The sequence below is a fragment of the Campylobacter anatolicus genome (assembly GCF_018145655.1).
Lineage (GTDB): Bacteria > Campylobacterota > Campylobacteria > Campylobacterales > Campylobacteraceae > Campylobacter_A > Campylobacter_A anatolicus.
Window position 1 is genome coordinate 78,458 of record NZ_JAGSSY010000003.1, and the last position, 24,907, is coordinate 103,364.

Below are 24,907 nucleotides of genomic sequence, written 5' to 3' on the forward strand. Positions count from 1 at the left end.
ATTGTATCAAAAATCGCCTTAAACTAATGCTTTACCTTTAAGCTTTGCATAAATTTCACAATTTTTTTCAAGATTTTCGTCACTGTCAAATCCAACTATCTCTCCACCGCTTAAAACCGCTATTTTATCAGCATTTTGTACGGTGCTTAGGCGGTGAGCGATGACAAATATGATCTTATCTTTGCGAAGACTCTCAATCGCTTGTGAGATCTGCTTCTCGCTCTCATTATCAAGTGCTGATGTCGCTTCATCAAAGATTAAAATTTGTGGGTCTGAGTATAATGCTCTAGCGATGGCTATGCGTTGCCTTTGTCCGCCTGAAAGATTTGTACCAAACTCGTTTAAAACACTATTTATACCGTATTTAAGAGAAGTTATAAACTCATAGCCATTTGCCATTTTTAAGGCTTTTATGACCGCTTCTTCACTATATTCACGCCCATAGGCTACGTTTTTGGCGATTGTATCGTTAAATATATAAACTCGTTGCGTTACAAGTCCGATGTTTTGGCGTAAAGAACTAAGCGTAAAGTCTTTTAAATTTATGCCATTTATCTCTATTTTACCATCACTAACATCGTAAAATCTCATAAGCAAATTCATCATTGAGCTTTTGCCACCACCGCTTGAGCCTACAAGTGCGATAAGCTGGGATTTGTGAGCTTTTAAATTTACCCCCTTTAATACATCTTTTTTATCATCGTAATTTAATCTAACATTTTTAAATTCTATTAAATCTATTGTCTCTTTTAACTCATTTTTACCGCTTATTATCTCACTTTGCATATCCATTATTGCAAATGTCCGCTCACTTGCTGCTACCGCATCTTGCATACGACTGTATATATTTACGACTCGTTTTAGTGGAGTGTAGAGCATAAAGAGTGCCGTTAAAAATGAGAAAAACGCCCCCATACTCATACTGTCATCAATAACCTCTTTGCCACCTATAATGATAACCGCTGCTACTCCGAGTGAGCCGATACTCTCCATTAAAGGGCTTATGAGTTGTTCTATTTTTGTATTTTTTAAATTTAGCCTAAAAAATTTATTATTTTCTCCAACAAAGCGTTCGTGCTCGTATTGCTGGGCATTATTTGCCTTTATTATCTCAATATTTGTAAAAATTTCACTCAAAACAGATGTTATATCGGACGTTTTTTCTTGTGATTGACGTGAAATTTTTTTTATTTTTTTGGCAAGTCGCGAGATTGGATAAATAGCTATTGGCATGATAACAAGTGCGAAAAATGCGAGTTTTGGACTTTGGTATATGACAACGCCTAGTAATGCTACAATAGTTATCGCTTCACGCACTAGTTCTGGTATCATATTTGAGACAATTGAACGAATGCGTTCTATGTCATTTATGCTACGACTTATCAGCTCACCTGTGCGAAATTCATTGAAAAATTTCATATCTAAATTCAGTAAATTTTTAAGCATATCTTCACGAAATCGCCTGATCGTATCCTGTCCAATGTATGCTGTAAAGTACGCCTGTAAAAACGTGCCAAGCCCCTTTAAAACGTATATTATAACGATAGCGTAAGGCAAAATATATAAAAGCGTCTCGTTTTTCTCAACGAAAATTTTATTTAACACCGGCTCAACTAGATACGCCGTCCCAGCTGTCCCACCACTAGCTAAAAGCATACCGATTATAACTATAATAAATTGTGGTATATAGTCTTTAAAAAATGGGACAAATCGCTTTAAAACGCCCTTTAAGCCTAAATTTTGAGTTTTTAGGCCTATCTTATCGTTTTTAATTTGCGGATATTCGCTCATAACTTCTCCCACATCGTGCCGTTTGGTGTATCCATTATCTCAATTCCTTGTGTATTTAAAGTAGTGCGTATCTGATCTGCTTTAGCGAAATTTTTCTGTTTTTTAGCCTCGCTTCGTTCGTCTAAAAGTGCTTGAATTTTGGTTTTTTGTACTTCATCTACACCAAACTGAAAATACTCGAAGCTATCATATTCACCCACCCCAAAGAGCCTTGAAGCGAGATTTAATCCAGCGACAATGCTCTGTTTTAATGCCTTGTCTTTAGCGTTTGCATCAAGGCTTTCATTTGCATTTTTGATAAACTCATCAAGCACGGCTAGGGCTTTTGAGGTATTTAAATCATCGCTTAATGCTTCAAGTAATTCGTTTTTAAATTTATTATCTGCTATACTCTCTTTCACATCCAAAAGACGTTTTTTGAGGCGGTAAAACTTATCAAGTCGTCTTTTTGCCACTGCTAGATCTTCATCGGAGTAGTTAAAATGGGCTCTATAATGGCTACTTAACAGATAAAATCGCAAAACTTCGCCTTGCACCGAGTTTAGTGCATCTTTGATAAAAAAACTATTACCAAGACTTTTACTCATCTTTTCGTTATTTACTTTTATAAAGCCGTTGTGTAGCCAATATTTTGCTAACATCTTCCCCTCAGCACACCTGCATTGTGCCGCTTCATTTTCATGGTGTGGAAAGAGTAGGTCAATACCTCCTGCGTGTATGTCTATCTTAAATTTATCACTATTTAAAAAGTGTTTCTTTATCATAGCAACGCACTCTGTATGCCAACCCGGTCGCCCCTTGCCAAATGGACTATCATACCACTTCTTATCAAATTTCCATAGCACAAAATCCTTTTCATTTCGCTTCTCATCGCTACTTTGCACACGAGCGATATTTTCGTCACTCTGGCTTTTGCCACTTAAACTTAGATACTTGCTATCTTTGCTTGTATCAAAATAAATTCCATCATTTGTATCATATACTACGCCCTGTTTTTTAAGACTTAAAATATACTCAATTATAGCATCTATACACTCAGTCGCCTTTGGTTTTATATCTGGATCAAGCACGTTTAAAGCACTCATATCACGCTCATAACTTTCGATATATTGTTGTGTTATCTCAATTAGTGTTTTTCCTGTCTCTTCCATCTTTTTTAAAATTTTATCATCAATATCTGTATAGTTTCTAACAAATTTAACCTTATATCCAAGCTCTACAAAGACACGGCGAAACATATCAAAGCTGATGGCTGACTTTGCGTGCCCTAAATGTGCATCATCATAGACTGTCGGTCCGCAAAGATATATGCTGACTTGGCCCGGCACAATTGGTTCAAATGTAAGCTTTTGCTTTTTTACACTATCATAAATTTGCATATAAAATATCCTTTAAATATATCAAAATACCGCACAAAATAGCCAATGCGAACGTGATAATAATAAATTTTTTAGCTTCAATTATACCTAAAAATCGCCCAAAGCCAAAAGCTTTTATATAAAGGACGAGTTGCAAAAAGCCACCAAGCGAACTAGCTAATGCAAGTCCAGATGCACCAAATGGCTGCATAAGTATAATTGCGAGAATTAAATTTATTCCTAAACATATCAGCGAGATACGTGCAGCCATTTTTTGCTGCATTTTTGCATATAGCCAAAGTGAGAAAATTTTAGCCAATCCAAATGGCACTAATCCTATCATATAAGCGATTAATACTTTGGCACACTCTAATGTATCAGCTCTGTCAAAATTTCCACGCTCAAATAGCAACCATATGATAGGCTCAGCTAAAATTATGCCACCAGCCGTTGCACCAAGCAAAGCAGTAAGTAGTATATAAAAGCTCTTTTTAGTCCAGACTAAGGCGTTTACTTCATCATTTGCTTTTAAAAGTCGTGTGATTTTAGGAAAGAGTGCTTGAGAGAGAGCAATAGCAAATATCGCAAGTGGGAGCTGAGATATGCGGTTTGCATAAAACATATAACTTATGCTTCCACTTACTAAAAAACTAGCCAACCACGTGTCTATAAAGGCTGAGATTTGCATAGCTGAACTGCCTAGCAGTCCGTGATAAAAATTTGTAAAAAAACCTTTTAAATTTGTTCTTTTACCTTTTATATAGCCGTTTAAACCGCCGTAAAATAGCCTATTTAAGTTATTAAATTTTAAAGCGATAATGTGAGCTAAAACTTGCAAAATGCCACCCATTACAACGCCAAAACTAAGATAATACGCCACCGTTTGCTCATCTTTGCCACGTGCAAGGAGCAGAGCGAGTATCATGGCTAAATTTAGTAAAGCGGTTGAAAACGCCGTTGTTGCAAAATGTCCGCGGTATTGAAGCAGTGAGCCTAAAAATGTAACAATATAAATGAGTGCTAGGTAGTAAAAATTTATCTGCACCAAAGGTGTAGCGTTTGCAATCGCCGTATCATCCAAACCACTTGCGATTATGCGGATAAACTGAGGTGTAAATAAATTTATTAAAAGTGTTAAAATACCAATAAAAAGTAGAAATTTCAAAAAAATGTCAGCACTAAAAACAGCCTTTTTAGCTGTCTTTGTAAAATTTGGTAAAAATGCTTGTGTAAAAGCTCCTTCGCCAAAGATACGCCTGAATAAATTTGGTATCTTAAAGGCTATGAAAAATATATCACTAAATACTCCAGCACCAAGCACGGTTGCAGTGAGTAGGTCACGCATAAGCCCAAAAATACGAGAAATGAGTATACCAACTGAGTTTGAAAAAAATCCTTTTATAAACATAAACCTACCTAAATAAATTTAAATTTTTAATATAAATTTAAATCTGCAAATATTAACAAAAAAAGGTTTAAATAACACATAACCGAAATTTAATATATTTTTTGAGATAATAGCGAATAAATTTTAAAATTTTTGGATTAAATTTGAGTGATACAATACAGATACAAGATGGATATTTAGCACCAATACAGATGGATACAAATGTCCCATACGCAAACATAAAAGAGCTTTCGCAACAGTATGGTGTGGAAAGAGAATTTATCGATTTTAGGATACAAAATATCCTTACGACATATACAAATGCTAAAAATACCGAGCCAGTGTTTGTCAGGCAAAGTGATCTTGATATATTTTATGACAATGAGTTTTACCTAGATCCGGAGCTTAAAATAGAGCAGAGTTATCACGTGGAGTTTTATGACACCAGGCTAAATAAAATGCCAAAACTCCCTAAAATAAGCATAGGTATAAACAACTCACTAACAAAAGTCATCGCAACAGTACATAAAAGCAAAGAGTGCAAATATGTGCCAAACTATGAGCAGTTTATGTTTGAATATATAGCCAAACAGCTTATGAAAGCACAAATTTTAATCGGTATAAGAATGGGTGATACAAAGGAAGAGCTGACAAAAATCACAACCAGACTTAGACTAAAAGATGAGATAGATGATGACTATACATTTATGATAGTTGGAGCAGTTGCACCAGTAAAGCCTATAGATGCAAAGACAATTTATCATTATAAAAGCAAACTTGATGGTTTTAGTGATAGCAATCGTATAGACTACGCTTCTCGTGGGTTTTTACTTGGCGTTGCGGCAAATGAGATTATCATCGAGCAGATAAATCCAAAAGAAGGACGTAACGGACGCGATGTAAGGGGGAAATTTATACAGGTTAATGAACCTAGTCAAAATGACGCACCAGAGATTGTGATAAGCGAAAATATAAATCGCATTGAGGATGAATACGGTGTAAAATTTATAGCCCTTAAAGCTGGCTATGTCGTAGAAAATGGTGGTGTTTATGATATAGCTGAAAGACTTGAGGTAGATGAGGTAAATTTTAAGACTACCGGGTCGATACAGGCTGGAACAGATACAAATGTAACGCTTGTTGTAAAAGAAACTGACTTTATCAAGGATGCAGTTGGTGCAGGTGTAGTGGTGGAGGCTGATGAAGTCCAAGTGCGTGGTATCATCGGACCAAATGCGGTTATTAGAGCCAATAAAGTAGTGATAGGTGGTCAAACTCACGCAAAGGCTAAAATTTATGCTAAAAATGCTGATATCGCCATACATATTGGATACGTTGAAGCTGATGATGTAACGATAGATAGACTTGAAGGTGGAAGTGTTTTAGCAAAAAGTGTAAAGATAAAAAGCGTAGTTGGGGGCTCAATCACTGCTGAAAATATACATATCGATACACTCGGCTCAAACTGCACTTTAACCGCTGCTCATCTTATCGATGTAAGGATGTTAAAAGGAACTAGTAACCGCTTTATCATCGATGCTAGTAAGATGAAAGATAGATCTTGCGATATAGATAATCAAATAACAAAGATCGATGAGTTAAGAGAGGAAATAAAACGAATTCCAAAGCTTATAGAGAGCAAAAAGATAATCATCGATGAAAACAAAAACTCAATATACACGATAAAAGAGAAGATCGAAGAGTTAAAACAAGCCAAGGTTATACCTCCTGTAACGTTTTTAAAAAAGCTCAAAGAGTATCAAGAACTAGTCAATGAATATAATGCACTCTTAAACGAATTTAAAGATAAAAAAAGACGTTTGTTAGATTTGCGTGTTGAACTTGGCGTAATGCAAAATGGAATTTTCTCTGCCAAAGTAGTAAATCGTGGTGCGTGGCTTGATCTAAATGAGATAAAATTTGTTCTAGTTGATCCGCCACAAAATATCACGTATCTGACAAAACAGAATGAATTGGCTCACGTCATAAGCCTTAATAAGATCGAAAAACGTGATGGAAACTTTGAATATAGGGTCAAAAAATCAAATAAATTTGATGATCTAGATATATAAATCAGGAAATTTTAATGATAAAAGCGATAGAAGGTGTAATAACTAAGAAAGAGCCAGCATTTGTCGTGCTAAAAACTGCTGGTGGCGTTAGCTATGGACTTAGCATCTCGCTTTTTTGCTCGGCTAAACTTAGTATTGGCGAGAAAGTAGAGCTAAACACAACGCAGATCATACGAGAAGATGCAAATTTATTATACGGCTTTTTAGATGTTAGCGAACAGCGGATGTTTGAGATGCTTATAAAGCTAAATGGTATAGGGGCAAGTACAGCGATGGCTATATGTTCAAGCCTTTTGCCAAACGCTTTTACAAGTGCTATCTTAAACGGTGATGCAGACGTATTAAAGAGTGTGCCAGGTATCGGCATAAAAACAGCAAGACGTATAATCGCAGAGCTAAGCGATGCTAAGTTAATAACCGATGAGAGTGTGCCAAGTTACCAAAATGAAGCACTTCTTGCACTTGAAGCACTTGGATTTAAACGTGATAAGATAGGTAAAGTGCTATCAGAGTGCAAAAGTACAAACACAAGTGAGCTAGTCAAAGAAGCACTTAAGAAGCTTGTTTAATTTATAAATTTAAAAGGTAAAAATATGAAATTTGGTATAGTTTTTGGAGCAAAGAGCTTTGAACATGAGATAAGTATAGTGAGTGCCATAGTGCTAAAAAACGTGTTAAATCATGATATGGCTTATATATTTTGCGATAAAGAGCGTGAGTTTTATCTCATTGATAAGAGTGATATGCGGGTAAATTTTTTTAGTTCGGGTAAATATAAAAAGAGTAAAAAACTAAGCCTTGCAAATGGTGGATTTTACACTAGTGGTATATTTGGGAATAAAAAGCTTGATGTTAGTGTATTTATAAATTTAATACACGGAGCAGATGGCGAAGATGGCAAGATGGCAGCACTTTTTGATTTTTATGACATTAGCTACATAGGACCTCGCCTTGAGGCTAGTGTAATGAGCTATAATAAAGAGCTAACTAAGCTTTTAGCTCAAAAAGCAGGAGTAAAGACACTAGAGTATGAGATTATAAAACGTGGAGTTTTACCAACGCTAAAATACCCTATAATACTAAAGCCAGTTAGGCTTGGTAGCTCCATAGGCGTGGGTGTTGTTAAAGATGAGAGTGAGCTAGAATACGCTCAAGATGTGGCTTTTGAGTTTGACAATGAAGTGCTTGTTGAACCATTTATTCAGGGCGTAAAGGAATACAACCTTGCAGGATATGCGATAAATGGCAGTATTAAATTTTCTATGATTGAAGAGCCAAAGAAAAGAGAATTTTTAGACTATGAGCAAAAATATCTTAGCTTTTCAAACGAAAATAAGGTCGCAAAGGCTGAAATTTCAGAGCAGCTTGAGATAAAACTTAAAAATTCTTTTGAGCAAATTTATGCTTGTGGATTTGATGGAGCTTTGATAAGATGTGATTTTTTCGTGATAGATGATGAAGTTTATCTAAACGAGATCAATCCAAATCCAGGTAGCCTTGCAAACTACCTATTTGAGGATTTTGCGGTAGCCTTAGATACACTTGCTCACTCATTACCAAGACAGAGAGATATAAAGATAGATTATAAATTTATAAACTCTATTACAAGTATCAAGGGTGGTGCTAAAATCAAAGGTTAAAATAAATTTTAGCCAAATATAAACAAAATTATGATAATTTTACATAAAATTTTATGTAAAGAAGCAAGATGACTACATTTAGTAAAGATGAAATTTATACCGCGACCGAGGTTGTGCGTAACTTTAGTGCTATACTTGGAAAGATAAGCAAAGCAGAGTCAAAACGTGCGGTTATAGTTAAAAATAACAAATTTGAAGCCGTGCTTTTAAACATGTCAGAGTATGAGCGTTTGTGTGAAGCAGTGGGTGTTTTAGAGGCGATTTATACCGCTAAAAAGCGAGATAGTAATGGCGAGTAAGCTTATAAATTATAATGGCTTTGAGTATAACATAAGCTACGAGATGTTAAACGCAAACTCTGATATTGCTGTGCTTTTTCTACACGGCTGGGGAGCAAATAAGGAGCTAATGAAAAAGGCTTTTAGTTCACATTTAAGCAAGTTTGCTCACATATATGTTGATATGCCAGGATTTGGTGCTAGTAGCATTGATAAGTCGCTTCACACAAATGATTACGCTAATATAATGCAAATTTTTATAAATTCTCTTAAAAATCCCCCAAGTATCATTATAGGTCATAGTTTTGGTGGTAAAGTAGCAACACTTTTAAATCCTAAGAATTTAGTTCTTTTAAGCACAGCTGGCATTGTGCCTAAAAAGCGGCTTAGCGTACGTATTAAAATCGCCATTTTTAAGGCATTAAAGGCTTTGGGGTTTGGTAAATTTTATAAGCTTTTTGCGACAAAAGACGTTGCTGGAATGAGCCAAACGATGTATGAAACACTTAAAAATGTTGTTGATGAGGATTTTAGCGATAAATTTTATAACTTCTTTGGTAATGCTCTTATTTTTTGGGGTGATGGCGACAGAGCTACGCCACTAAAAAGCGGCGAGAACATTCATAAAATGATAAAAAATAGCAAATTTTATCCGCTTAAAGGCGATCATTTTTTCTTTTTACTTCATGCTAAATTTATAAGTGATATGATAGAGCAGAGCATTTTTCAAAGTCAAGATTTAAGTGACGATAGTAGCGTAAATGGCGTTTGCATTTTGAAAGATAGTGTAAGTTTAGACTACACTAAGGATGCAAGATGAATTTAAACGAGCTACTTTTTGCTCTTAGTTCGGTGCTATTTGCTTACACGCTCGCCTTTTATACGATTACTTGCTTTCAGTGGTTTTCATACAAAATCAAACGTGTACTGTTTCACTTTACACGACCTGCGTGGCATGTATTTTTCTTTATAGTCCCACTTGTACTTTACTACACGACATCATACTGGTTTTTTATATATTTTTACTTTGCTTATCTGCCGTCTTTGTTTTTATGGCATAAAAAACTTGATAAAAAGCTCGTATTTACCGCACGTGTGAAACGATATTTTTTATTTTTAAGCTTGGCGATTTTGTTTGGGATTATATTTTCTTTTAAAATTAGTAATATTTTAAGCTTAAATGTTTTCGTTGTCATTGTTGTTTCACTCTTTGTTAGCCATCTTTATGAGAAACTAAATGCGATAAAATTTAAGCTAAAAGCAGAGAAAAAACTAGTAAATTTAAATGAGCTTAAGATTGTAATGATAACAGCTAGTTTTGGTAAAACTAGTATTAAAAACTTCCTTTATGAGCTACTTAAAGATGAGTTTAACTGCCATAAAACGCCACGTAGCGTAAATACTTTAGTCGGTCTCATCAAAGATATAAATGAAAATATAAACAATCAAACACAAATCTATATCGCAGAAGCAGGGGCTAGATTAAAGGGCGATATAGCCGAGATCACAGCGTTTTTAAGACCGCATATAGCTATCGTTGGAGAGATAGGGGCTCAGCATCTTGAGTATTTTAAAACGATTGAAAATATACGAGCCACAAAGCTTGAAGCTCTAAGCTCAGATCGTCTTGAAATGGCATTTTTGCATAGCACGACATTAAAAGAGCAGGGCGAAAAAATACAAATTTATAATACAAATTTAAAAAATATCAATGCAAATTTAGATGGACTTAGCTTTGAGCTTGATGGCGTTAGCTACCACTCACCACTTTTGGGTAAATTTAATGCTGAAAATTTAGCTGTTTGCATAAAAGTGGCAAAACTTTTAGGCGTGAGCGATGAGAGTATAAAACGCTCACTCGCAAGGCTAGAAAATGTGGAGCATAGATTGCAAAAGATAGAGGCAATGGGTAAGCTTATTATTGATGATAGCTTTAATGGCAACTTTGCTGGAATGAGTGCAAGTTATGAGCTAGTTGCTACATATAGTGGTCGCAAGGTGCTTGTAACTCCAGGTATCGTTGAGAGTGTGCCAAGTGAAAATGAAAATCTCGGTAAGGTTATCAATGAGATCTTTGATATCGTCATAATCACCAGCTCACTAAATTTAGAAGCACTTTTAAAATTTATTAAAAAGCCACAAGTTTTGATACTAAAGGATAAGACAAAAATGCAAGAGATATTAGCCTTACACACTCGCTCAGGAGATGTTGTACTATTTTCAAATGACGCACCGAGCTTTATGTGATGAGAAAATTTATACTTTTTATAACGACTTGTATAGCTACTTTTAGCTTTGATATAGATGATTTTGATAAGGGTGTGGACGCACTAAGCTCTGAAAATTTTAAAGCTGCGTATGAGATATTTGAGGTAGGATGCGAGGCTAGAGATGAGTTATCTTGCGAAGAATTGGGTCTTATGTATATAAATGGACAAGTTAGCGATGAGATGGATACGACTAAGGCATCTCACTTTGATGTAGGTATAAACTATCTTATGAAAAGCTGTGATTTAGGCTACGCAAATGCTTGTTCTGACGTGGTCGATCTACGTGATATACTCAAAAAAGAGGCTGGCTATGAACTAAGCGTAGGTGTGTATGAAAACGCTCTTTTGCGTTATAACGAGCTAACATCTGAGCTTAAAAATGTGGAGCATAACGCAACGCAAAGCGAGTAAAGCTACAATTATGTGATTTTATCGTAGTTTTGTATCGTCTTTATTATTTTATTTTTACTTATTTAGATATTTTGCAAATATTAAAAATTTTACTGAAGCGATTTTTATTTTCTTTAAAATTGAAACATACTACATACTATATTTCAAGTCTTTATTTTAGTTTTTTTAGTATATCAAAAATACTTCAAAGCTGTAAACCAGAAATATTAAAATCATTTTCTGACAAGCTTTATCATGCCCATTTGCTAAAAAATGGGCATGATATGAAATCATCAGCAAATCTTAATGCTCTAGCATATTTTGCACTAAAGCTGGTCTTTTGTTTAAGTGTTTAGTAACATACTTGTAATTTATGTCTAGTAACGTGTAAAGCTTGTTGGTTAATATCTTTAATATACCGTGTATAACTACCTAGTTCATATGCAAAAAGTAGGCAAAATCACTAGTCTTAAGAAAACACTCGCTTAGAGTGGAATTTGTCGTTTTTTAATATATCAGCGATAAAAGACCAATGCTTTTATCGCTATCAAAGAGCTATTTAAATTAATTAATTTTTTATCTTTTTTGCTCTTGTATGACACGTTGAGTTTCAAGAGCTATCTCAAGCTCTTCATTTGTTGGTATTACAAATGTCTTTATCTGTGCATTATTATCATCTAAACATCGTTCATTTCGATCTTTGTTAAAATTTAGTTCGTGATTTATATTTATGCCAAGGTGTGTTAATTCATCGCAAATTCTCTGCCTTGTATTTGGTGCATTTTCGCCGATACCACCTGTAAAAATGAGTGCATCAACATGTTTAAGCACTGCATAATATGAGCCGATATATTTTTTAACGCGGTAACAAAACATATCAAAAGCTAGTTTTGCACGTTCATCATTCGCCATTTTTGCGACGACATCACGCATATCACTTGAATCGCAAATACCGTATAGTCCGCTCTTTTTATTTAAAAATGTATCTATCTCATCCCATTTTAAAACACCGATATTTAGCAGATAAACAAGAATAGCTGGATCCATGTCACCACTTCTAGTTCCCATTATTAGCCCTTCAAGTGGACTAAAGCCCATAGATGTATCTATGCTTTTGCCATTTTGTACAGCACAAACACTTGCACCATTGCCAAGATGTAGCGAAATGGCGTTAAATTTATCAAACTCTATATCCATAAGTGTCGCAGCACGTTTACAAACATATCTGTGCGAAGTGCCGTGAAAGCCGTATTTTCTTATATGATGTTGGTTGCATATATCGTAAGGTAATGCATAACGATAAGCGTATTCTGGCATAGTTTGATGAAAAACAGTATCAAAAACAACTACATGTGGCACATTGCCACTACTAGACATTGCATTTTTCATACCTGCAATGTGGCCTGGATTATGAAGTGGTGCGAGTGGACTTATCTGCTCGATCTTTTTAATAACGCTTTCATCGACTATCATCGAGTGAAAAAAGCTATCTCCGCCGTGCACGACTCGGTGTCCAATACCATCTAATTCGCTCAGATTATGTATCATATCGGCCTCACGTAGCAACTCATTCATCACATCAAGTCCATCGTGATGATCTTTTATGTCCTGTGCTTTTTCATAAATTTTATCATTTGCTTTTAGCATAGCACGTGGTTTTGTGCCACCGATTTGCTCGATTATACCATTAGCTATACTTTTTTTTTCCTCCATCAAAAACAATTGAAATTTTATCGAGCTACTTCCAGAGTTTAAGACTAAAATCTTCATATTTACTCTCCTGCTTGTATTGCACTTATGAGTGCAGTATTTACTATATCGCTGACTAAGCAGCCTCTGCTTAAGTCATTTATAGGTTTATTAAGTCCTTGTAGCACAGGTCCTATTGCTAGGGCATTTGCACTGCGTTGGACAGCTTTGTAGCAGATATTTCCGCAGTTTAAATTTGGGAATATAAAGACATTTGCCACTCCCGCAACATCAGAGTTTGGCATCTTTTTTGTAGCTACGCTTAGATCTACTGCTGCGTCGTATTGTATCGGAGCAGCTATTTTTAGCTTAGGGTCAATCTCGCACACCTTTGTGGCAGCTAATTTTATTAGATCTACATCGATACCGCTTCCGCTATCTGCGGTTGAGTAGCTTAGCATTGCTACATGTGGCTCGATACCAAAGGCTTTTGCTGTCTGGGCACTCGTTATAGCGATACTTGCAAGCTCATCGGCGGTTGGGTTTGGCGTTATGGCACAGTCAGCGTAGAGTAAAATTTCTTCATCTAACGCTATAAAAAATAGCCCTGAAACGATCTTTGTATTTGGCTTTGTTTTTATGATCTGAAGTGCAGGACGTATCGTATCTGCCGTACTCATAGTCGCACCACTCACCATCGCGTCTGCATATCCATTGTGTATCATCATCGTTGCAAAATAAATTTTATCATATGCTAGTTTATCAGCTATTTTTTGAGTTAAGCCCTTATGCTTTCTAAGCTCATAAATTTGTTTGGCAAATTTATCTATATATTCGCTATTTTTGGGGTCTAATACCTTTATGCCGTCTAAATTTAATCCAAGTTTTCTAGCCTTATCTTCTATTTCATTTTTAACGCCCAGAAGTACCAAATTCACAGCACCTTGTGCGAGTAATATCTCGGTTGCTTTTAATACTCGCTCATCATCGCTCTCAGGCAGGATGATAGTTTTTTTGTTTTTTGCAGCACGATTGATAAGTAAACGCTCAAATTTATATGGCGTTATGATATTTTGATTCACTGATAAAATTTCATTTATATCGCTGGTTATAAGAAGTTTTGAGTGCCTATTTATCGTCTTTAGTGCTTTTAAATTTTCATTTTCATAGATAGGACAGTTTAAATTTTTAGCTATTTTTAAGTTTAATTCGCCCTCTCCAAAGAGGCTAAAGCCACAGCAACCAACGACTATAACAAAGTCAGAATTTGCTTTTATCTCTTCAAAATTATCTATTAATTCAAGTAAAACCGCCTTTTCATCGCCATTTATAAATTTATTTATCTCAATTTGGCTAAAATTTATATCAAAAATAGCTACTTTTTTAAATTTTGTTGATATAATCTCTTTTAAAAATGGTAAATTTTTGTCATTTAGTATGTAACAAGCGTTCATTTTTGCACCTTTGGAACTTTATTTGCTTAATTCTACCATAAAGACAAAACATTTTTAAGGTTTGCAATGAAATTTATATATTATTTGTCTCTTGTTTTTACGATATTTTACACAGGTTGCACCCCAAGTGTTGATCCGCATATAGATATGAAACCACCTGTTTATGTAGAACAGCTTCCGTCTAAAAACAACGGAAATGCTACTAGTAATTCAGGAAGCCTTTATGGACGTGGTAGCAATCCATTATTTTCAGATAGAAAAGCTATGAACGTCAATGATATCGTAACTATCGTCATTTCAGAAAATGCGACACAAAATTCAACAGGAAGTAAAACAACGAGCAAAGATAGCACAACTTCACTCGGCGGTGGAGTATTTACAGCTGGTGGAGCACCATTTTCGACTATCGCAAATCAACTAAATAAATATGGTGATATTGGTTTTAGTGCTGGTGGATCAAACAAATTTAGCGGAAGTGGCACAACAACGCGAAATGAGCGATTTACTGCGACTATATCAGCTAGAATAATTAAAATTTTAAATAATGGTAACTACTTCATCGAGGGTAACCGTGAGCTACTAATAAATGGTGAAAAACAGATAATGCAAGTAAGTGGTGTCATACGTCCTTACGACATCTCACAAACGAATGAGATTGATTCAAAATATATCGCAGACGCAAAAATTTTATACAAGACAGAGGGCGATGTGGATAAATCTACTAAAAAGCCGTGGGGAACGCGTATAATGGAGGCAATTTGGCCATTTTAAAAATATCTCATGATATTTCATAATTTTTACTTTATAAATTTATCTTTAAATCTAAATTTGAAAAAGTTAACATACATTTTAAATTTGGCAATAAAATAGTATAAATCATCTGCTTTTAAAAATTTTAAAGATATAATACAAACAAAATTTATCAAAATAAGAGGTATTATGAAAGAGTTAAATGGCTCGCAAATGATAAGCGAGGCACTTAAAATAGAAGGCGTAGATGTGGTTTTTGGCTATCCCGGTGGTGCAGCATTAAATATCTACGATGAGACTTTTAAGCAGGATTATTTTACACACATTTTAACACGACACGAACAAGCAGCAGTTCATGCTGCGGATGGATATGCACGTGCTAGTGGTAAAGTAGGCGTGGCTTTTGTTACGTCTGGACCTGGTTTTACAAATGCCGTAACTGGATTAGCTACAGCTTATTCTGATAGCATTCCGTTAGTGCTTATAAGTGGACAGGTCGCGACATCGCTGATAGGAACGGACGCATTCCAAGAGATTGATGCGGTTGGCATCTCACGCTCTTGTGTAAAACATAATTATCTAGTAAAAAGCATTGATGAGTTACCTAAAATTTTAAAAGAGGCCTTTTATATAGCACGAACCGGTAGGCCAGGACCCGTGCATATCGATATACCAAAGGATATTACTGCAGCTGTGGCTAAATTTGAGTATCCAAATGAGATAAACATACCAACGTATAAGCCAACATATAAGGGCAATACAAAACAGATAAAAAAAGCCACTGAGACGATAGAAAACAGCAAACGACCACTTCTTTATATAGGTGGTGGTGCAATAAGCTCAGGTGCAAGTGAGATAATCAGAAAATTTGCTAAAAAGACCGGCATACCAGCTATCAGTACTTTGATGGGGCTTGGTGTAATGGATAGTGCAGATGAGCTAAACTTAGGTATGGCTGGTATGCACGGAAGTTATGCGGCAAATATGGCGATCTCTGAAAGCGATTTATTGATTGCACTTGGAGCAAGATTCGACGACCGAATAACGGGCAAACTAAGCGAATTTGCTAAAAATGCAAAGATAATTCACATAGATATCGATCCAAGCTCTATATCAAAGATTATAAATGCACATTTTCCGATCGTTGGTGATCTAAAAGGTGTCGTCGAAGAGCTTTATGAACGTGTGAAAATAAATGACGATAGATTTGCCACTTGGCGTGAAATTTTGGCACGTTATAACTCACTTTACCCGCTTAAATTTACAGACAGCGATGATATATTAAAACCGCAGTGGGTCATACAAGAGACGGCAAATATAGTCGGAAAAGATGCCGTTATCACAACAGATGTCGGACAGCATCAGATGTGGGTAGCTCAGTTTTATCCATTAAATAAACCGCGTCAGCTCATAACAAGTGGCGGACAGGGCACAATGGGGTTTGGACTTCCTGCAGCACTGGGTGCGAAGTGGGCTGTAGGCGAAAAGTCGGTTATAAATTTCACAGGAGATGGCTCAATACTTATGAATATCCAAGAGCTAATGACATCAGTTGTGAGTAAAAGACCGATCATAAATATTATATTAAATAACAACTTTTTAGGTATGGTGCGTCAGTGGCAGACATTTTTTTATGAGCAACGTTACTCAAATACCGATCTAAGTTTGCAACCTGATTTTGTTAAACTTGCTGAGAGCTTCGGCGGTATCGGTTTTAGAGTAACAAATAAGAATGAGTTTAGAGCAGCACTAGATACTGCACTAAATAGCGATAAAATTTCACTCATAGATGTCGTGATAGATCGCTTTGAAAACGTCTTACCAATGGTTCCAGCAGGTGCAGCGATATATAATATGATACTTGAAGATAAGGGTCAAAAATGAGTGTGACAAGAAGAGTAATATCAGTCATAGTTTTAAACGAACACGGCGTTTTAGCACGTATTTCTGGACTTTTTGCAGGGCGTGGGTACAACATAGATAGTCTTACGGTCGCACCGATACCAGAGAGTAAATTCTCACGTCTTAGTATAGTTACGAGTGGAGACGAGCGAGTTTTGGAGCAGATAGTAAAGCAGCTTCACAAACTGATACCGACATATAAAGTTATCGAAAGTGGTGAGTTTGTCGAAAAAGAGATGGCTTTAGTAAAGATCAATTTAAGTGAGAATTTCTCGGGACTTGATGCGATATTAAAAGCTTATAACGGCAGTGTTGCAAACACAAATGAAAACTACATAATCGTAATGGTCTCAGATGATGCGAGTAGGGTGGATAATTTTTTAAAGGCTATTAAGAAATTTAATCCTGTCGATATCGTACGTGGCGGCTCGATTTTAATGGATATTTAAGATGAAATTAAGTGAAATAGCACAAAAAACAGGAGCAAGTTTTAGTGGCGAAGATATTGAAATTTTTGCTATAAATTCGCTTAAAAATGCAAATAAGGCAGAGCTGACATATTGCGATGGCGAGAAAAATGCTAAATTCATAAAAGATTCAAATGCAGGGGCGATATTGGTATCTCAAAATTTACTTGAGTTTGTTCCAGAGACGATGAGTGCAGTCGTATGTGAGAACCCACATTTGGCATTTGCGATACTTAGCAAAGATTACGCTAAGCCGATATTTTGTGAGCAAAAACCATCAAATATCGCTAGTAGTGCAACAATAATGCCAAATGTCTATATCGGCTCAAATGTCAGTGTGGGCGAAAACACTATCGTGATGGCTGGAGCCTATCTTGGTGATAATGTTAAGATTGGTAAAAACTGCATAATACACCCAAATGTAGTCATCTATAACGATTGCATAGTTGGCGATGAGTGTCATTTACTCGCAAACTGTGTTATCGGCTCAGATGGTTTTGGCTACGCACATACAAAAACTGGCGAACATGTTAAAATTTATCATAATGGTAACGTGGTGCTTGGTGATTTTGTCGAGATTGGAGCTTGTACGACTATAGATCGTGGTGTATTTGAAAGCACAAAGATAGCAAATTTTACAAAGATAGATAATCTCGTGCAAGTTGGACATAACTGTGAGTTGGGGCAGGGGTGTCTCATCGTCTCGCAAACTGGCTTGGCTGGATCAAGTGTTCTAGGACGCAACGTCGTTATGGGCGGACAAAGTGGCACTGCCGGGCACCTACGCATTGGCGACTTCGCACAGATTGCAGCACGTGGCGGTGTGAGTAAGGATATAGATGGCGGTAAAAAATACGCTGGATATCCGCTTCAAGAGCTTGGAGAGTTTTTTAAGTTTCAAGCTAAAATCGCTAGATTTTTTAAGAAAAATTGAAACTATATCGCACCGCAGTTAAATTTGTGGTGCTTTAAAATTATCATTTGAAGTAAATATACAATTTTAAATAACTCCACATATTTCACTATCTCTTTATGATTTTGTATCAAAAGTGTGCCAAACATTAAACATTTTAGCCAATATGGAAAATATCATACTCATTAAAAAGTCTGTATTTTAGGGATAAAGACACTCTAATAGTTTTATTTATATTTTAGTTGAGAATTTAATCTCTTTTTACGCTACACATTATCATTGATACGATATATCGCATCTTTATAGCACTCAATTGATAAAAATTTAAAGGAAAAAGTACAGTGGGAATCATCGCGAGGAGGTAGATATTGTGGTTGATTTTATCGTCTTTCGTTATTGTAGGTATCTGTATATTTGTTTACTATATGTTTAAATATTCTTACTTTGTAGATGTGGTTTTTAAGTTTGCTTGTTCTCTTCATAAAAGTGTAAAATTTTATTTTGAAATTTAATTAACTATGTCTACTGATAAATTTAGAGTAATCTTTAGTGCTTATTCATAGCTTTCTAATTTGGCTTGATTTTTAGTATCTTAATACGATATTTACAATCTGTTACAAAATGTAGATTCTAAACAAAATACTCGGCTGTGAGCTATATTTTGTTATGCTTAACTTCGTTTTGCGTAAAAATTTCTCTTAAATTTAGCAAATTCTTTATGTATTATCGCTTCACGAATTTGCTTCATTAAATTTAGATAATAATGAAGATTATGCAAACTTGCAAGTCGAAAAAATGTAAGCTCACGTGCTTTAAAAAGGTGATTAAGATAGCCACGCGAGTAATGTTGGCAGGTATGACAGTTGCACTCGCTATCAATCGGATCGTGATCGTTTATAAATCTAGCTGATTTTATATTTATCTTGCCAAAGCTTGTAAAAAGAGTGCCGTTTCGTGCGTTTCGTGTTGGCATAACGCAGTCAAACATATCTACACCACGCTCGACGTTTTCGACTAAATCTTCAGGTGTTCCCACACCCATTAAGTAACGTGGTCTGCTCTCATCGATAAATGGCATTACTGCTTCAACTGTGTCATACATTTGCTCATTTGTCTCTCCTACGCTCAGTCCGCCGATCGCAAGTCCATCAAATTCCATCTCACAAAGTGCCTGTGCACACGCTTTCCGTGCAGTGTAGTCTGTTCCACCCTGGATAATGCCAAAGATATTTTGGTTTATACCGATACCTTTGATTTGGTTTGATCTATGATACTCAATGCTTTGTTTAGCCCAATTTATCGTACGTTTGATACTTAGCTCTATACGTTTTTGTAGCCGTGCCTTCTCATCAGTGCTTAGCTCATCAGGGTGGCGTGGTAGCTCTACTAGATCGTCAAGTACCATCATTATGTCAGAGCCTAGGTCATACTGCGTATCTAGTACTGATCTTGGCGTGAAATAGTGTGTTGAGCCATCTATATGGCTTTTAAATTTTATACCGCTTTCATCATTTTTAGTGTTTGCACGTAGCGAAAACGCCTGAAAGCCACCACTGTCAGTCAAAAATGAACGGTTAAATTTAGAAAATCCGTGTAGTCCGCCAAACTCACGCACAACTTTACTACCAGGACGTAGATACATATGATAAGTATTTGCTAAGATGATTTTAGCATCAAGTATCTCGCTCATATCAGTTGCTTCTAGACTTTTTACTGCACCAACAGTACCAACAGGCATAAAAACAGGTGTTAAAATCTCGCTATGAGCAGTTGTTATCTTGCCAGCACGAGCCGAACCGTCCGTTTTTTGTATCTGAAATTTCATATTTTACCTTTTGAAAAACTATTGTTTTATTAAAAAAATAGTTTGTTTTAAATTTATATTTTTGAGTAAATATATAAAATTTAAAGGATAATAATTTACTCAAAATGGACTTTATATCGATATATTACTAAATTATTAAATTTTTCTTATATCGCTATCTTTGATATAGGATAGAAATTCATCTTTTAGCCTCTCTTGCTTTTGAGCAATAGCGTCTTCTTTGCTGAATGTAGTGGCATTTTGACTCTTTTGTTTTGTATTTTTTATATTTTGCTCTTTTGTGAGCTCTTTTTTTATCTCTTTTAAACTATCAAAAAAGTCATTCATTGCGTTTTCCTTGTCAAATTTTATGCAAAGGGTATCTATTTTAAGCTAAATTTTGTATAAATTTAAAAATATATGCAAAATTTAAGGAAACTTTGAATATAATCACACTTTATTTTAAATGTGCGCTCTTAGCTCAGCTGGATAGAGCATTTGATTGCGGTTCAAAAGGTCAGAGATTCGAATTCTCTAGGGCGCACCATTTATCTTTTTATTTATCGCCTTATTCTTTATAATAAATATCTTAAATAATGCTTTGTTTGTATTTCTAGTCTGTGTCTTTTTGCTTTAAATATGATTTAATGCAATACTAAAGTAACAAATTTTCTCTTTTTTATTTTTATTATCGCAACCAAAATAAATTTAAAGCCGAATATAAAACAAAATAGGGTAAAATCAATACCAAAAATTTAAATAATTAGGTAAATGATAATGTCTAAAAACTATAGACTAAATGTCGCAGCAGTCATTCTGTCTAGTTCATATCCTTTTAAATGTGAAATATTTATTGCACGTAGAGTCGATTTACGAGATGTTTGGCAGTTTCCACAAGGTGGCATAGACAAGGGTGAGAGTCCAAAACAGGCACTTTTAAGAGAGCTTAAAGAGGAGATAGGCACAGATATGGTGCAAATACTTGATGAGTATCCAGAATGGCTTAGCTATGACTTTCCAAGTAATGCAAGTAAAAAAATGTATCCTTATGATGGACAGACACAGAGATATTTTCTAGTACGTTTAAAAAACGATGCAAACATTAGTTTGGATACAAAACATCCTGAGTTTAGTGAATACAAATTTATTAATGTACGTGATGTTTTAAACGATATAAATCACTTTAAAAAGCCGATTTATAGCAAGGTTTTAACTTATTTTAAAGAGAAAGGATTTTTTTAATGCTAATCGTTCAAAAATTTGGCGGCACAAGTGTTGGGACACTTGAGCGTATAGAGGCGGTTGCAGATCGCGTAATAGAGACTAAACGATCCGGTGCAGATGTCGTTGTGGTCGTCTCTGCGATGAGCGGTGTTACAAATCAGCTTGTCGAATACGGCGAACACTTCTGTAAGCATCCAAATGGCGTAGCTATGGATATGCTACTTAGCTCCGGAGAGCAGGTAACAACAGCACTTTTAACTATCGCTTTAAACGCCAAAGGATATGAGTGTGTCGGCCTAACAGGTGCGATGGCAGGTATAATAACCGATGATATTCATACAAAAGCACGTATCGAAAAGATAGATATAAAGCGTATGAAAGATGAACTTAGTGCTGGGCGTATAGTTGTGGTGGCTGGATTTCAAGGCATTGATGAACACGGCGATATAACTACACTTGGACGCGGCGGAAGCGATTTGAGTGCGGTTGCCATAGCTGGAGCACTACGTGCTGATTTGTGTGAAATTTTTACAGATGTTGATGGCGTATATACAACGGATCCACGGATAGAAAAAAAGGCAAAAAAACTTGAAAAAATAAGTTATGATGAGATGCTTGAACTTGCAAGTGCTGGTGCAAAAGTTCTACAGAATCGCTCTGTAGAGATGGCAAAAAAACTAAATGTTAAGCTAGTAACAAGAAGTAGTTTTAATCATAATGAAGGAACACTCATAACACAGGAGGATAGTATGGAAGCAGTTTTAGTAAGTGGTATAGCATTGGATAAAAATCAAGCAAGAGTAACATTGCGTAAAATAATAGATAAGCCAGGTATTGCAGCTGAAATTTTTACAGCACTTGCACACAAAAATATAAATGTAGATATGATAATACAAAATGTAGGATACGATGGGACAACAAATTTAGGCTTTACTGTTCCACAAAATGAGCTAGACATCGCAAAAGAGACTATGAGAGAGTTGGCTGTAACTAATAATATCGAATACGACGATGCTATAGTTAAAGTCTCAGTCGTGGGTGTGGGTATGAAGAGCCATAGTGGTGTTGCTTGTTTGGCATTTGAAACGCTTGCAAAAGAAGGGATAAATATCCAAATGATCTCAACTAGCGAGATAAAAATTTCAATGATAGTCGATCAAAAATATGGCGAATTAGCTGTTCGTGTGTTGCACGAAGCGTATAAATTAGATAAATAATGCAAGATCTGATAAAATGGACGCTTGACGCGATCAGAAAAGAAAGTGCGTCTATGAGTTGGATGGAAGAGCGTCGCGTGGAGTGGACGCCACTTCTTGCTTCGAGACTCAAATTTTTACTACAAGGACGCACATTTATTGTTATCACTGACGATGATCGAACATGGTTTGAGACATATCTGCTTAAAAAGATCAATAGCCCTGCAAATGCTCGTCCATTATTGCCATTTGTGAGTTTACGTGCGATCTATCCATCACTTGATGAGATAAACTCAAAGGAACAAATTTTACTTTTACAAGATATGCTGAGTATCGCATTTCCGAATGGCTATGTCTATTTTTATATAGGCAAAAGTATCGATAAACGTGCTCAGATCGCAAAAGGTGCTGATGATAGCTATATGTGGTTATTTGACGAACAGGCACAAAATAGCTTCTATCTAAATTCAAGTGATGAAAATTTAGATATAAAGTTAATATCACTTTTTAAGCTTTTTGATAAAAGTATCGACGCTGTACTTTTTGCAAAGGTTATTTTGTAGATGATTAGCAAGATCATAATCACAAGCGATTTTGATGGGCTAAAAACACAGCTTGAAAGTGAGTTTGGTTCTAAAAATTTGAGATTTTTTATAAGCGATGAGTTTTTAATAGAAAACGCTCATGATGTTATAAACGAAGCTTATATCGCCGAAGTAAGTGAAAAGATGCTTGTAATAATGACTAAAAGCTATCGCACTGAAGCACAAAATGCACTATTAAAAATTATCGAAGAGCCACCGAGAAATATCAAATTTTTAATTGCCATAAATAGTAAAAATATGCTATTGCCTACGATCAGATCGCGTTTGATCGTAGAAAACAGAATACAAAAGATTGAAAAAAACCAGCTTAATTTAAATTTAAAAGCTCTAAGTTTAAAAGAAATTTATAAATTTATAGATGAATGCGTAGAAAATGAACGAGCTGACAAATTTGGCAAAAACGAGTTAAAAGCCCTTTTGTCTTGCATTATGACTAAAGCATTAGAAAGTGGCTTTAAATTTAGTCAAGATGAGTTCGAGTATTTTTATAAGCTAATAAGCCTAGCCGATCTAAATACAAAATGCCACGCACTTTTAACTCCACTTTTGCTTATTATACTTGAAAAAGGACGTGTATGAAATTTTATAAGATTAACAAAGACAGTGACTTTAATGCCATTTGTGAGTGTATCAAGCCTAGCATGGCTGGAGCAAATTTGATGGCAAAAAAGAGCTGTATAAATTTTATTTTTATTGACAATATAAGCTCTCCAGCGGCAAATATCTTAAAACAAGATGCTTTAAGCGTTGGTGCGGAGTTAGTAACTCATAATGATACTATTTTAGCACATGATCTATGTTCAAATGCACTTTTGATGGGGACTGACGCTCAGCTTGAGGCATTGGCAAAAAAAGAAAAAGTGCAGGACTTTGGGCTTAAAAATTTAGCAAATTTTTTGTCTAAAAACTTTAAAAAGCCTACAAAGCCTCAAATAATGGGCGTTGTAAATATAAATGAAGATAGCTTTAATGCAAAGAGTCGTATAAATAATTCAAATGGTATTAAGCGTATCGAAGCTATGATCGAGCAGGGTGCTAGCTACATCGATCTTGGCGGTGTTAGCTCACGACCTGGCAGTGTCTATTGCGGTCGAGAAGAGGAGTTTAGGCGGATTAAGGATATCGTAGATGAAATTTATCGTCTAAATTTGCACCAAAAGGCAAAATTTAGTCTCGATAGTTTTGATGAATACTGCCTTGAATACGTGCTAAATCATGGATTTGCTATGATAAATGATATAACAGCAAATACAAATTTGGCTATCCTTGCGGCAAGATATGACGCAGAATTTTGTATGATGCATATGCAAGGCGATCCGCAAAATATGCAAAATGCACCACATTATGATGATTTAATTGGTGAGATGGATGAATTTTTCGATCAAAAGATTCAACAGGTAACGGCCTTGGGAGCTAAAAAGCTTGTGCTTGATGTAGGGATTGGCTTTGGTAAAACTGCTAAGCATAATATGTTGCTTATTAAACACTTGGAGCATTTTTTGCATTTTGGCTATCCTCTTTTAGTAGGAGCTAGTCGTAAGTCAGTTATAAATTTTTACGCACCAAGTGAAGTAAGCGAGAGATTGCCAGGTAGCTTGTATCTGCACTTAAAATCCTTTGAAAATGGTGCTAAGATCATTAGAACACATGATGTTAGCGAACACGCACAGATGTTTGCACTTGATTGTGCGATGAGAGATACAAATTTGTGGTAAAA

23 protein-coding genes and 1 tRNA gene are annotated in these 24,907 nt (G+C 35.5%); 17 read left to right on the forward strand and 7 right to left on the reverse strand.

Annotated elements, in window-relative coordinates:
- Positions 1-18 precede the first annotated feature (18 nt).
- The 3 genes from KDE13_RS05740 to murJ are packed head-to-tail and all read right to left on the reverse strand — an operon-like array spanning position 19 to position 4,557.
- Entirely contained in the window at positions 19-1,791 is a 1,773-nt protein-coding gene (locus tag KDE13_RS05740) for an ABC transporter ATP-binding protein (protein WP_212143199.1), read from the reverse strand.
- Positions 1,788-3,170 (reverse strand): cysteine--tRNA ligase, encoded by a 1,383-nt coding sequence (gene cysS, locus KDE13_RS05745; protein WP_212143094.1) that lies wholly within the window; start codon positions 3,168-3,170, stop codon positions 1,788-1,790. The genes KDE13_RS05740 and cysS overlap by 4 nt, the downstream gene beginning before the upstream one ends.
- Positions 3,157-4,557, reverse strand: a complete 1,401-nt coding sequence (gene murJ, locus KDE13_RS05750; RefSeq protein ID WP_212143095.1) for a murein biosynthesis integral membrane protein MurJ — start codon at positions 4,555-4,557, stop codon at positions 3,157-3,159. The genes cysS and murJ overlap by 14 nt, the downstream gene beginning before the upstream one ends.
- Positions 4,558-4,700: 143 nt before the next feature.
- Here murJ and KDE13_RS05755 point away from each other — a divergent pair, with 143 nt between their 5' ends.
- The 7 genes from KDE13_RS05755 (at position 4,701) to KDE13_RS05785 (ending at position 11,207) form a co-directional block, all read left to right on the forward strand.
- Positions 4,701-6,608 (forward strand): flagellar assembly protein A, encoded by a 1,908-nt coding sequence (locus tag KDE13_RS05755; protein ID WP_212143096.1) that lies wholly within the window; start codon positions 4,701-4,703, stop codon positions 6,606-6,608.
- A gap of 14 nt (positions 6,609-6,622) precedes the next feature.
- The gene (gene ruvA / locus KDE13_RS05760) at positions 6,623-7,177 is read left to right on the forward strand and encodes a Holliday junction branch migration protein RuvA (protein WP_212141148.1); all 555 of its coding nucleotides are present in this window, start codon (positions 6,623-6,625) and stop codon (positions 7,175-7,177) included.
- A gap of 24 nt (positions 7,178-7,201) precedes the next feature.
- Positions 7,202-8,248 carry a D-alanine--D-alanine ligase gene (locus KDE13_RS05765; protein WP_212141149.1) on the forward strand — a complete coding sequence of 349 codons (1,047 nt, stop codon included), beginning with the start codon at positions 7,202-7,204 and terminating at the stop codon, positions 8,246-8,248.
- 68 nt (positions 8,249-8,316) lie between these two features.
- The gene (locus KDE13_RS05770; RefSeq protein WP_212141150.1) at positions 8,317-8,547 is read left to right on the forward strand and encodes a type II toxin-antitoxin system Phd/YefM family antitoxin; all 231 of its coding nucleotides are present in this window, start codon (positions 8,317-8,319) and stop codon (positions 8,545-8,547) included.
- Positions 8,537-9,346 carry an alpha/beta fold hydrolase gene (locus KDE13_RS05775; RefSeq protein ID WP_212143097.1) on the forward strand — a complete coding sequence of 270 codons (810 nt, stop codon included), beginning with the start codon at positions 8,537-8,539 and terminating at the stop codon, positions 9,344-9,346. Before KDE13_RS05770 ends, KDE13_RS05775 begins: the two co-directional genes overlap by 11 nt.
- Positions 9,343-10,773, forward strand: coding sequence for a Mur ligase family protein (locus KDE13_RS05780; RefSeq protein WP_212143098.1), 1,431 nt, complete (start codon positions 9,343-9,345; stop codon positions 10,771-10,773). Before KDE13_RS05775 ends, KDE13_RS05780 begins: the two co-directional genes overlap by 4 nt.
- Complete coding sequence (locus KDE13_RS05785) at positions 10,773-11,207, forward strand: SEL1-like repeat protein (protein WP_212143099.1); 435 nt, start codon at positions 10,773-10,775, stop codon at positions 11,205-11,207. Before KDE13_RS05780 ends, KDE13_RS05785 begins: the two co-directional genes overlap by 1 nt.
- Positions 11,208-11,762: 555 nt before the next feature.
- Here KDE13_RS05785 and KDE13_RS05790 read toward each other — a convergent pair.
- The gene (locus KDE13_RS05790) at positions 11,763-12,956 is read right to left on the reverse strand and encodes an acetate kinase (RefSeq protein WP_212143100.1); all 1,194 of its coding nucleotides are present in this window, start codon (positions 12,954-12,956) and stop codon (positions 11,763-11,765) included.
- A 2-nt stretch (positions 12,957-12,958) separates the two neighbouring features.
- A complete protein-coding gene (pta, locus tag KDE13_RS05795; RefSeq protein ID WP_212143101.1) occupies positions 12,959-14,329 on the reverse strand; it encodes a phosphate acetyltransferase in 1,371 nt (456 codons plus the stop codon).
- Positions 14,330-14,395: 66 nt separating this feature from the next.
- Between pta and flgH the strand changes: the two genes are divergently transcribed.
- The 4 genes from flgH to lpxD all read left to right on the forward strand — a co-directional run bounded on the left by flgH (position 14,396) and on the right by lpxD (position 18,382).
- Positions 14,396-15,100 (forward strand): flagellar basal body L-ring protein FlgH, encoded by a 705-nt coding sequence (gene flgH, locus KDE13_RS05800; RefSeq protein WP_212141156.1) that lies wholly within the window; start codon positions 14,396-14,398, stop codon positions 15,098-15,100.
- 168 nt (positions 15,101-15,268) lie between these two features.
- Positions 15,269-16,963: an acetolactate synthase large subunit gene (locus KDE13_RS05805; RefSeq protein ID WP_212143102.1), complete on the forward strand. Its 1,695-nt coding sequence runs from the start codon at positions 15,269-15,271 to the stop codon at positions 16,961-16,963.
- The gene (ilvN, locus tag KDE13_RS05810) at positions 16,960-17,430 is read left to right on the forward strand and encodes an acetolactate synthase small subunit (RefSeq protein WP_212141158.1); all 471 of its coding nucleotides are present in this window, start codon (positions 16,960-16,962) and stop codon (positions 17,428-17,430) included. Before KDE13_RS05805 ends, ilvN begins: the two co-directional genes overlap by 4 nt.
- Before the next feature lies 1 nt (position 17,431).
- Positions 17,432-18,382: a UDP-3-O-(3-hydroxymyristoyl)glucosamine N-acyltransferase gene (gene lpxD / locus KDE13_RS05815; protein WP_212141159.1), complete on the forward strand. Its 951-nt coding sequence runs from the start codon at positions 17,432-17,434 to the stop codon at positions 18,380-18,382.
- Positions 18,383-19,031: 649 nt separating this feature from the next.
- Here the strand turns inward: lpxD and tgt are convergent.
- Both tgt and KDE13_RS05825 read right to left on the reverse strand, forming a co-directional pair.
- The gene (tgt, locus tag KDE13_RS05820; RefSeq protein WP_212143103.1) at positions 19,032-20,186 is read right to left on the reverse strand and encodes a tRNA guanosine(34) transglycosylase Tgt; all 1,155 of its coding nucleotides are present in this window, start codon (positions 20,184-20,186) and stop codon (positions 19,032-19,034) included.
- Between the two features lie 135 nt (positions 20,187-20,321).
- Complete coding sequence (locus KDE13_RS05825) at positions 20,322-20,513, reverse strand: hypothetical protein (protein WP_212141161.1); 192 nt, start codon at positions 20,511-20,513, stop codon at positions 20,322-20,324.
- 122 nt (positions 20,514-20,635) lie between these two features.
- Here KDE13_RS05825 and KDE13_RS05830 point away from each other — a divergent pair.
- The 6 genes from KDE13_RS05830 (at position 20,636) to folP (ending at position 24,905) form a co-directional block, all read left to right on the forward strand.
- Positions 20,636-20,712: transfer RNA gene (locus KDE13_RS05830), tRNA-Arg, on the forward strand.
- A 224-nt stretch (positions 20,713-20,936) separates the two neighbouring features.
- The gene (locus tag KDE13_RS05835; RefSeq protein ID WP_229203877.1) at positions 20,937-21,407 is read left to right on the forward strand and encodes an RNA pyrophosphohydrolase; all 471 of its coding nucleotides are present in this window, start codon (positions 20,937-20,939) and stop codon (positions 21,405-21,407) included.
- The gene (locus KDE13_RS05840) at positions 21,407-22,606 is read left to right on the forward strand and encodes an aspartate kinase (protein WP_212141163.1); all 1,200 of its coding nucleotides are present in this window, start codon (positions 21,407-21,409) and stop codon (positions 22,604-22,606) included. The genes KDE13_RS05835 and KDE13_RS05840 overlap by 1 nt, the downstream gene beginning before the upstream one ends.
- Complete coding sequence (locus KDE13_RS05845; protein ID WP_212141164.1) at positions 22,606-23,148, forward strand: HobA family DNA replication regulator; 543 nt, start codon at positions 22,606-22,608, stop codon at positions 23,146-23,148. The genes KDE13_RS05840 and KDE13_RS05845 overlap by 1 nt, the downstream gene beginning before the upstream one ends.
- Positions 23,149-23,769, forward strand: a complete 621-nt coding sequence (locus KDE13_RS05850) for a DNA polymerase III subunit delta' (protein WP_212143104.1) — start codon at positions 23,149-23,151, stop codon at positions 23,767-23,769.
- Positions 23,766-24,905: a dihydropteroate synthase gene (folP, locus tag KDE13_RS05855; protein ID WP_212141166.1), complete on the forward strand. Its 1,140-nt coding sequence runs from the start codon at positions 23,766-23,768 to the stop codon at positions 24,903-24,905. Before KDE13_RS05850 ends, folP begins: the two co-directional genes overlap by 4 nt.
- Positions 24,906-24,907: the final 2 nt, after the last annotated feature.

Excerpts from the sequence above, each read along its gene's own strand:
- KDE13_RS05740 (WP_212143199.1), bottom strand. The coding sequence starts at position 1,791 with ATGAGCGAATATCCGCAAATTAAAAACGATAAGATAGGCCTAAAAACT.
- cysS (WP_212143094.1), bottom strand. The coding sequence starts at position 3,170 with ATGCAAATTTATGATAGTGTAAAAAAGCAAAAGCTTACATTTGAACCA.
- murJ (WP_212143095.1), bottom strand. The coding sequence starts at position 4,557 with ATGTTTATAAAAGGATTTTTTTCAAACTCAGTTGGTATACTCATTTCT.
- ruvA (WP_212141148.1), top strand. The coding sequence starts at position 6,623 with ATGATAAAAGCGATAGAAGGTGTAATAACTAAGAAAGAGCCAGCATTT.
- KDE13_RS05765 (WP_212141149.1), top strand. The coding sequence starts at position 7,202 with ATGAAATTTGGTATAGTTTTTGGAGCAAAGAGCTTTGAACATGAGATA.
- KDE13_RS05770 (WP_212141150.1), top strand. The coding sequence starts at position 8,317 with ATGACTACATTTAGTAAAGATGAAATTTATACCGCGACCGAGGTTGTG.
- KDE13_RS05775 (WP_212143097.1), top strand. The coding sequence starts at position 8,537 with ATGGCGAGTAAGCTTATAAATTATAATGGCTTTGAGTATAACATAAGC.
- KDE13_RS05780 (WP_212143098.1), top strand. The coding sequence starts at position 9,343 with ATGAATTTAAACGAGCTACTTTTTGCTCTTAGTTCGGTGCTATTTGCT.
- KDE13_RS05785 (WP_212143099.1), top strand. The coding sequence starts at position 10,773 with ATGAGAAAATTTATACTTTTTATAACGACTTGTATAGCTACTTTTAGC.
- KDE13_RS05790 (WP_212143100.1), bottom strand. The coding sequence starts at position 12,956 with ATGAAGATTTTAGTCTTAAACTCTGGAAGTAGCTCGATAAAATTTCAA.
- pta (WP_212143101.1), bottom strand. The coding sequence starts at position 14,329 with ATGAACGCTTGTTACATACTAAATGACAAAAATTTACCATTTTTAAAA.
- flgH (WP_212141156.1), top strand. The coding sequence starts at position 14,396 with ATGAAATTTATATATTATTTGTCTCTTGTTTTTACGATATTTTACACA.
- KDE13_RS05805 (WP_212143102.1), top strand. The coding sequence starts at position 15,269 with ATGAAAGAGTTAAATGGCTCGCAAATGATAAGCGAGGCACTTAAAATA.
- ilvN (WP_212141158.1), top strand. The coding sequence starts at position 16,960 with ATGAGTGTGACAAGAAGAGTAATATCAGTCATAGTTTTAAACGAACAC.
- lpxD (WP_212141159.1), top strand. The coding sequence starts at position 17,432 with ATGAAATTAAGTGAAATAGCACAAAAAACAGGAGCAAGTTTTAGTGGC.
- tgt (WP_212143103.1), bottom strand. The coding sequence starts at position 20,186 with ATGAAATTTCAGATACAAAAAACGGACGGTTCGGCTCGTGCTGGCAAG.
- KDE13_RS05825 (WP_212141161.1), bottom strand. The coding sequence starts at position 20,513 with ATGAATGACTTTTTTGATAGTTTAAAAGAGATAAAAAAAGAGCTCACA.
- KDE13_RS05835 (WP_229203877.1), top strand. The coding sequence starts at position 20,937 with ATGATAATGTCTAAAAACTATAGACTAAATGTCGCAGCAGTCATTCTG.
- KDE13_RS05840 (WP_212141163.1), top strand. The coding sequence starts at position 21,407 with ATGCTAATCGTTCAAAAATTTGGCGGCACAAGTGTTGGGACACTTGAG.
- KDE13_RS05845 (WP_212141164.1), top strand. The coding sequence starts at position 22,606 with ATGCAAGATCTGATAAAATGGACGCTTGACGCGATCAGAAAAGAAAGT.
- KDE13_RS05850 (WP_212143104.1), top strand. The coding sequence starts at position 23,149 with ATGATTAGCAAGATCATAATCACAAGCGATTTTGATGGGCTAAAAACA.
- folP (WP_212141166.1), top strand. The coding sequence starts at position 23,766 with ATGAAATTTTATAAGATTAACAAAGACAGTGACTTTAATGCCATTTGT.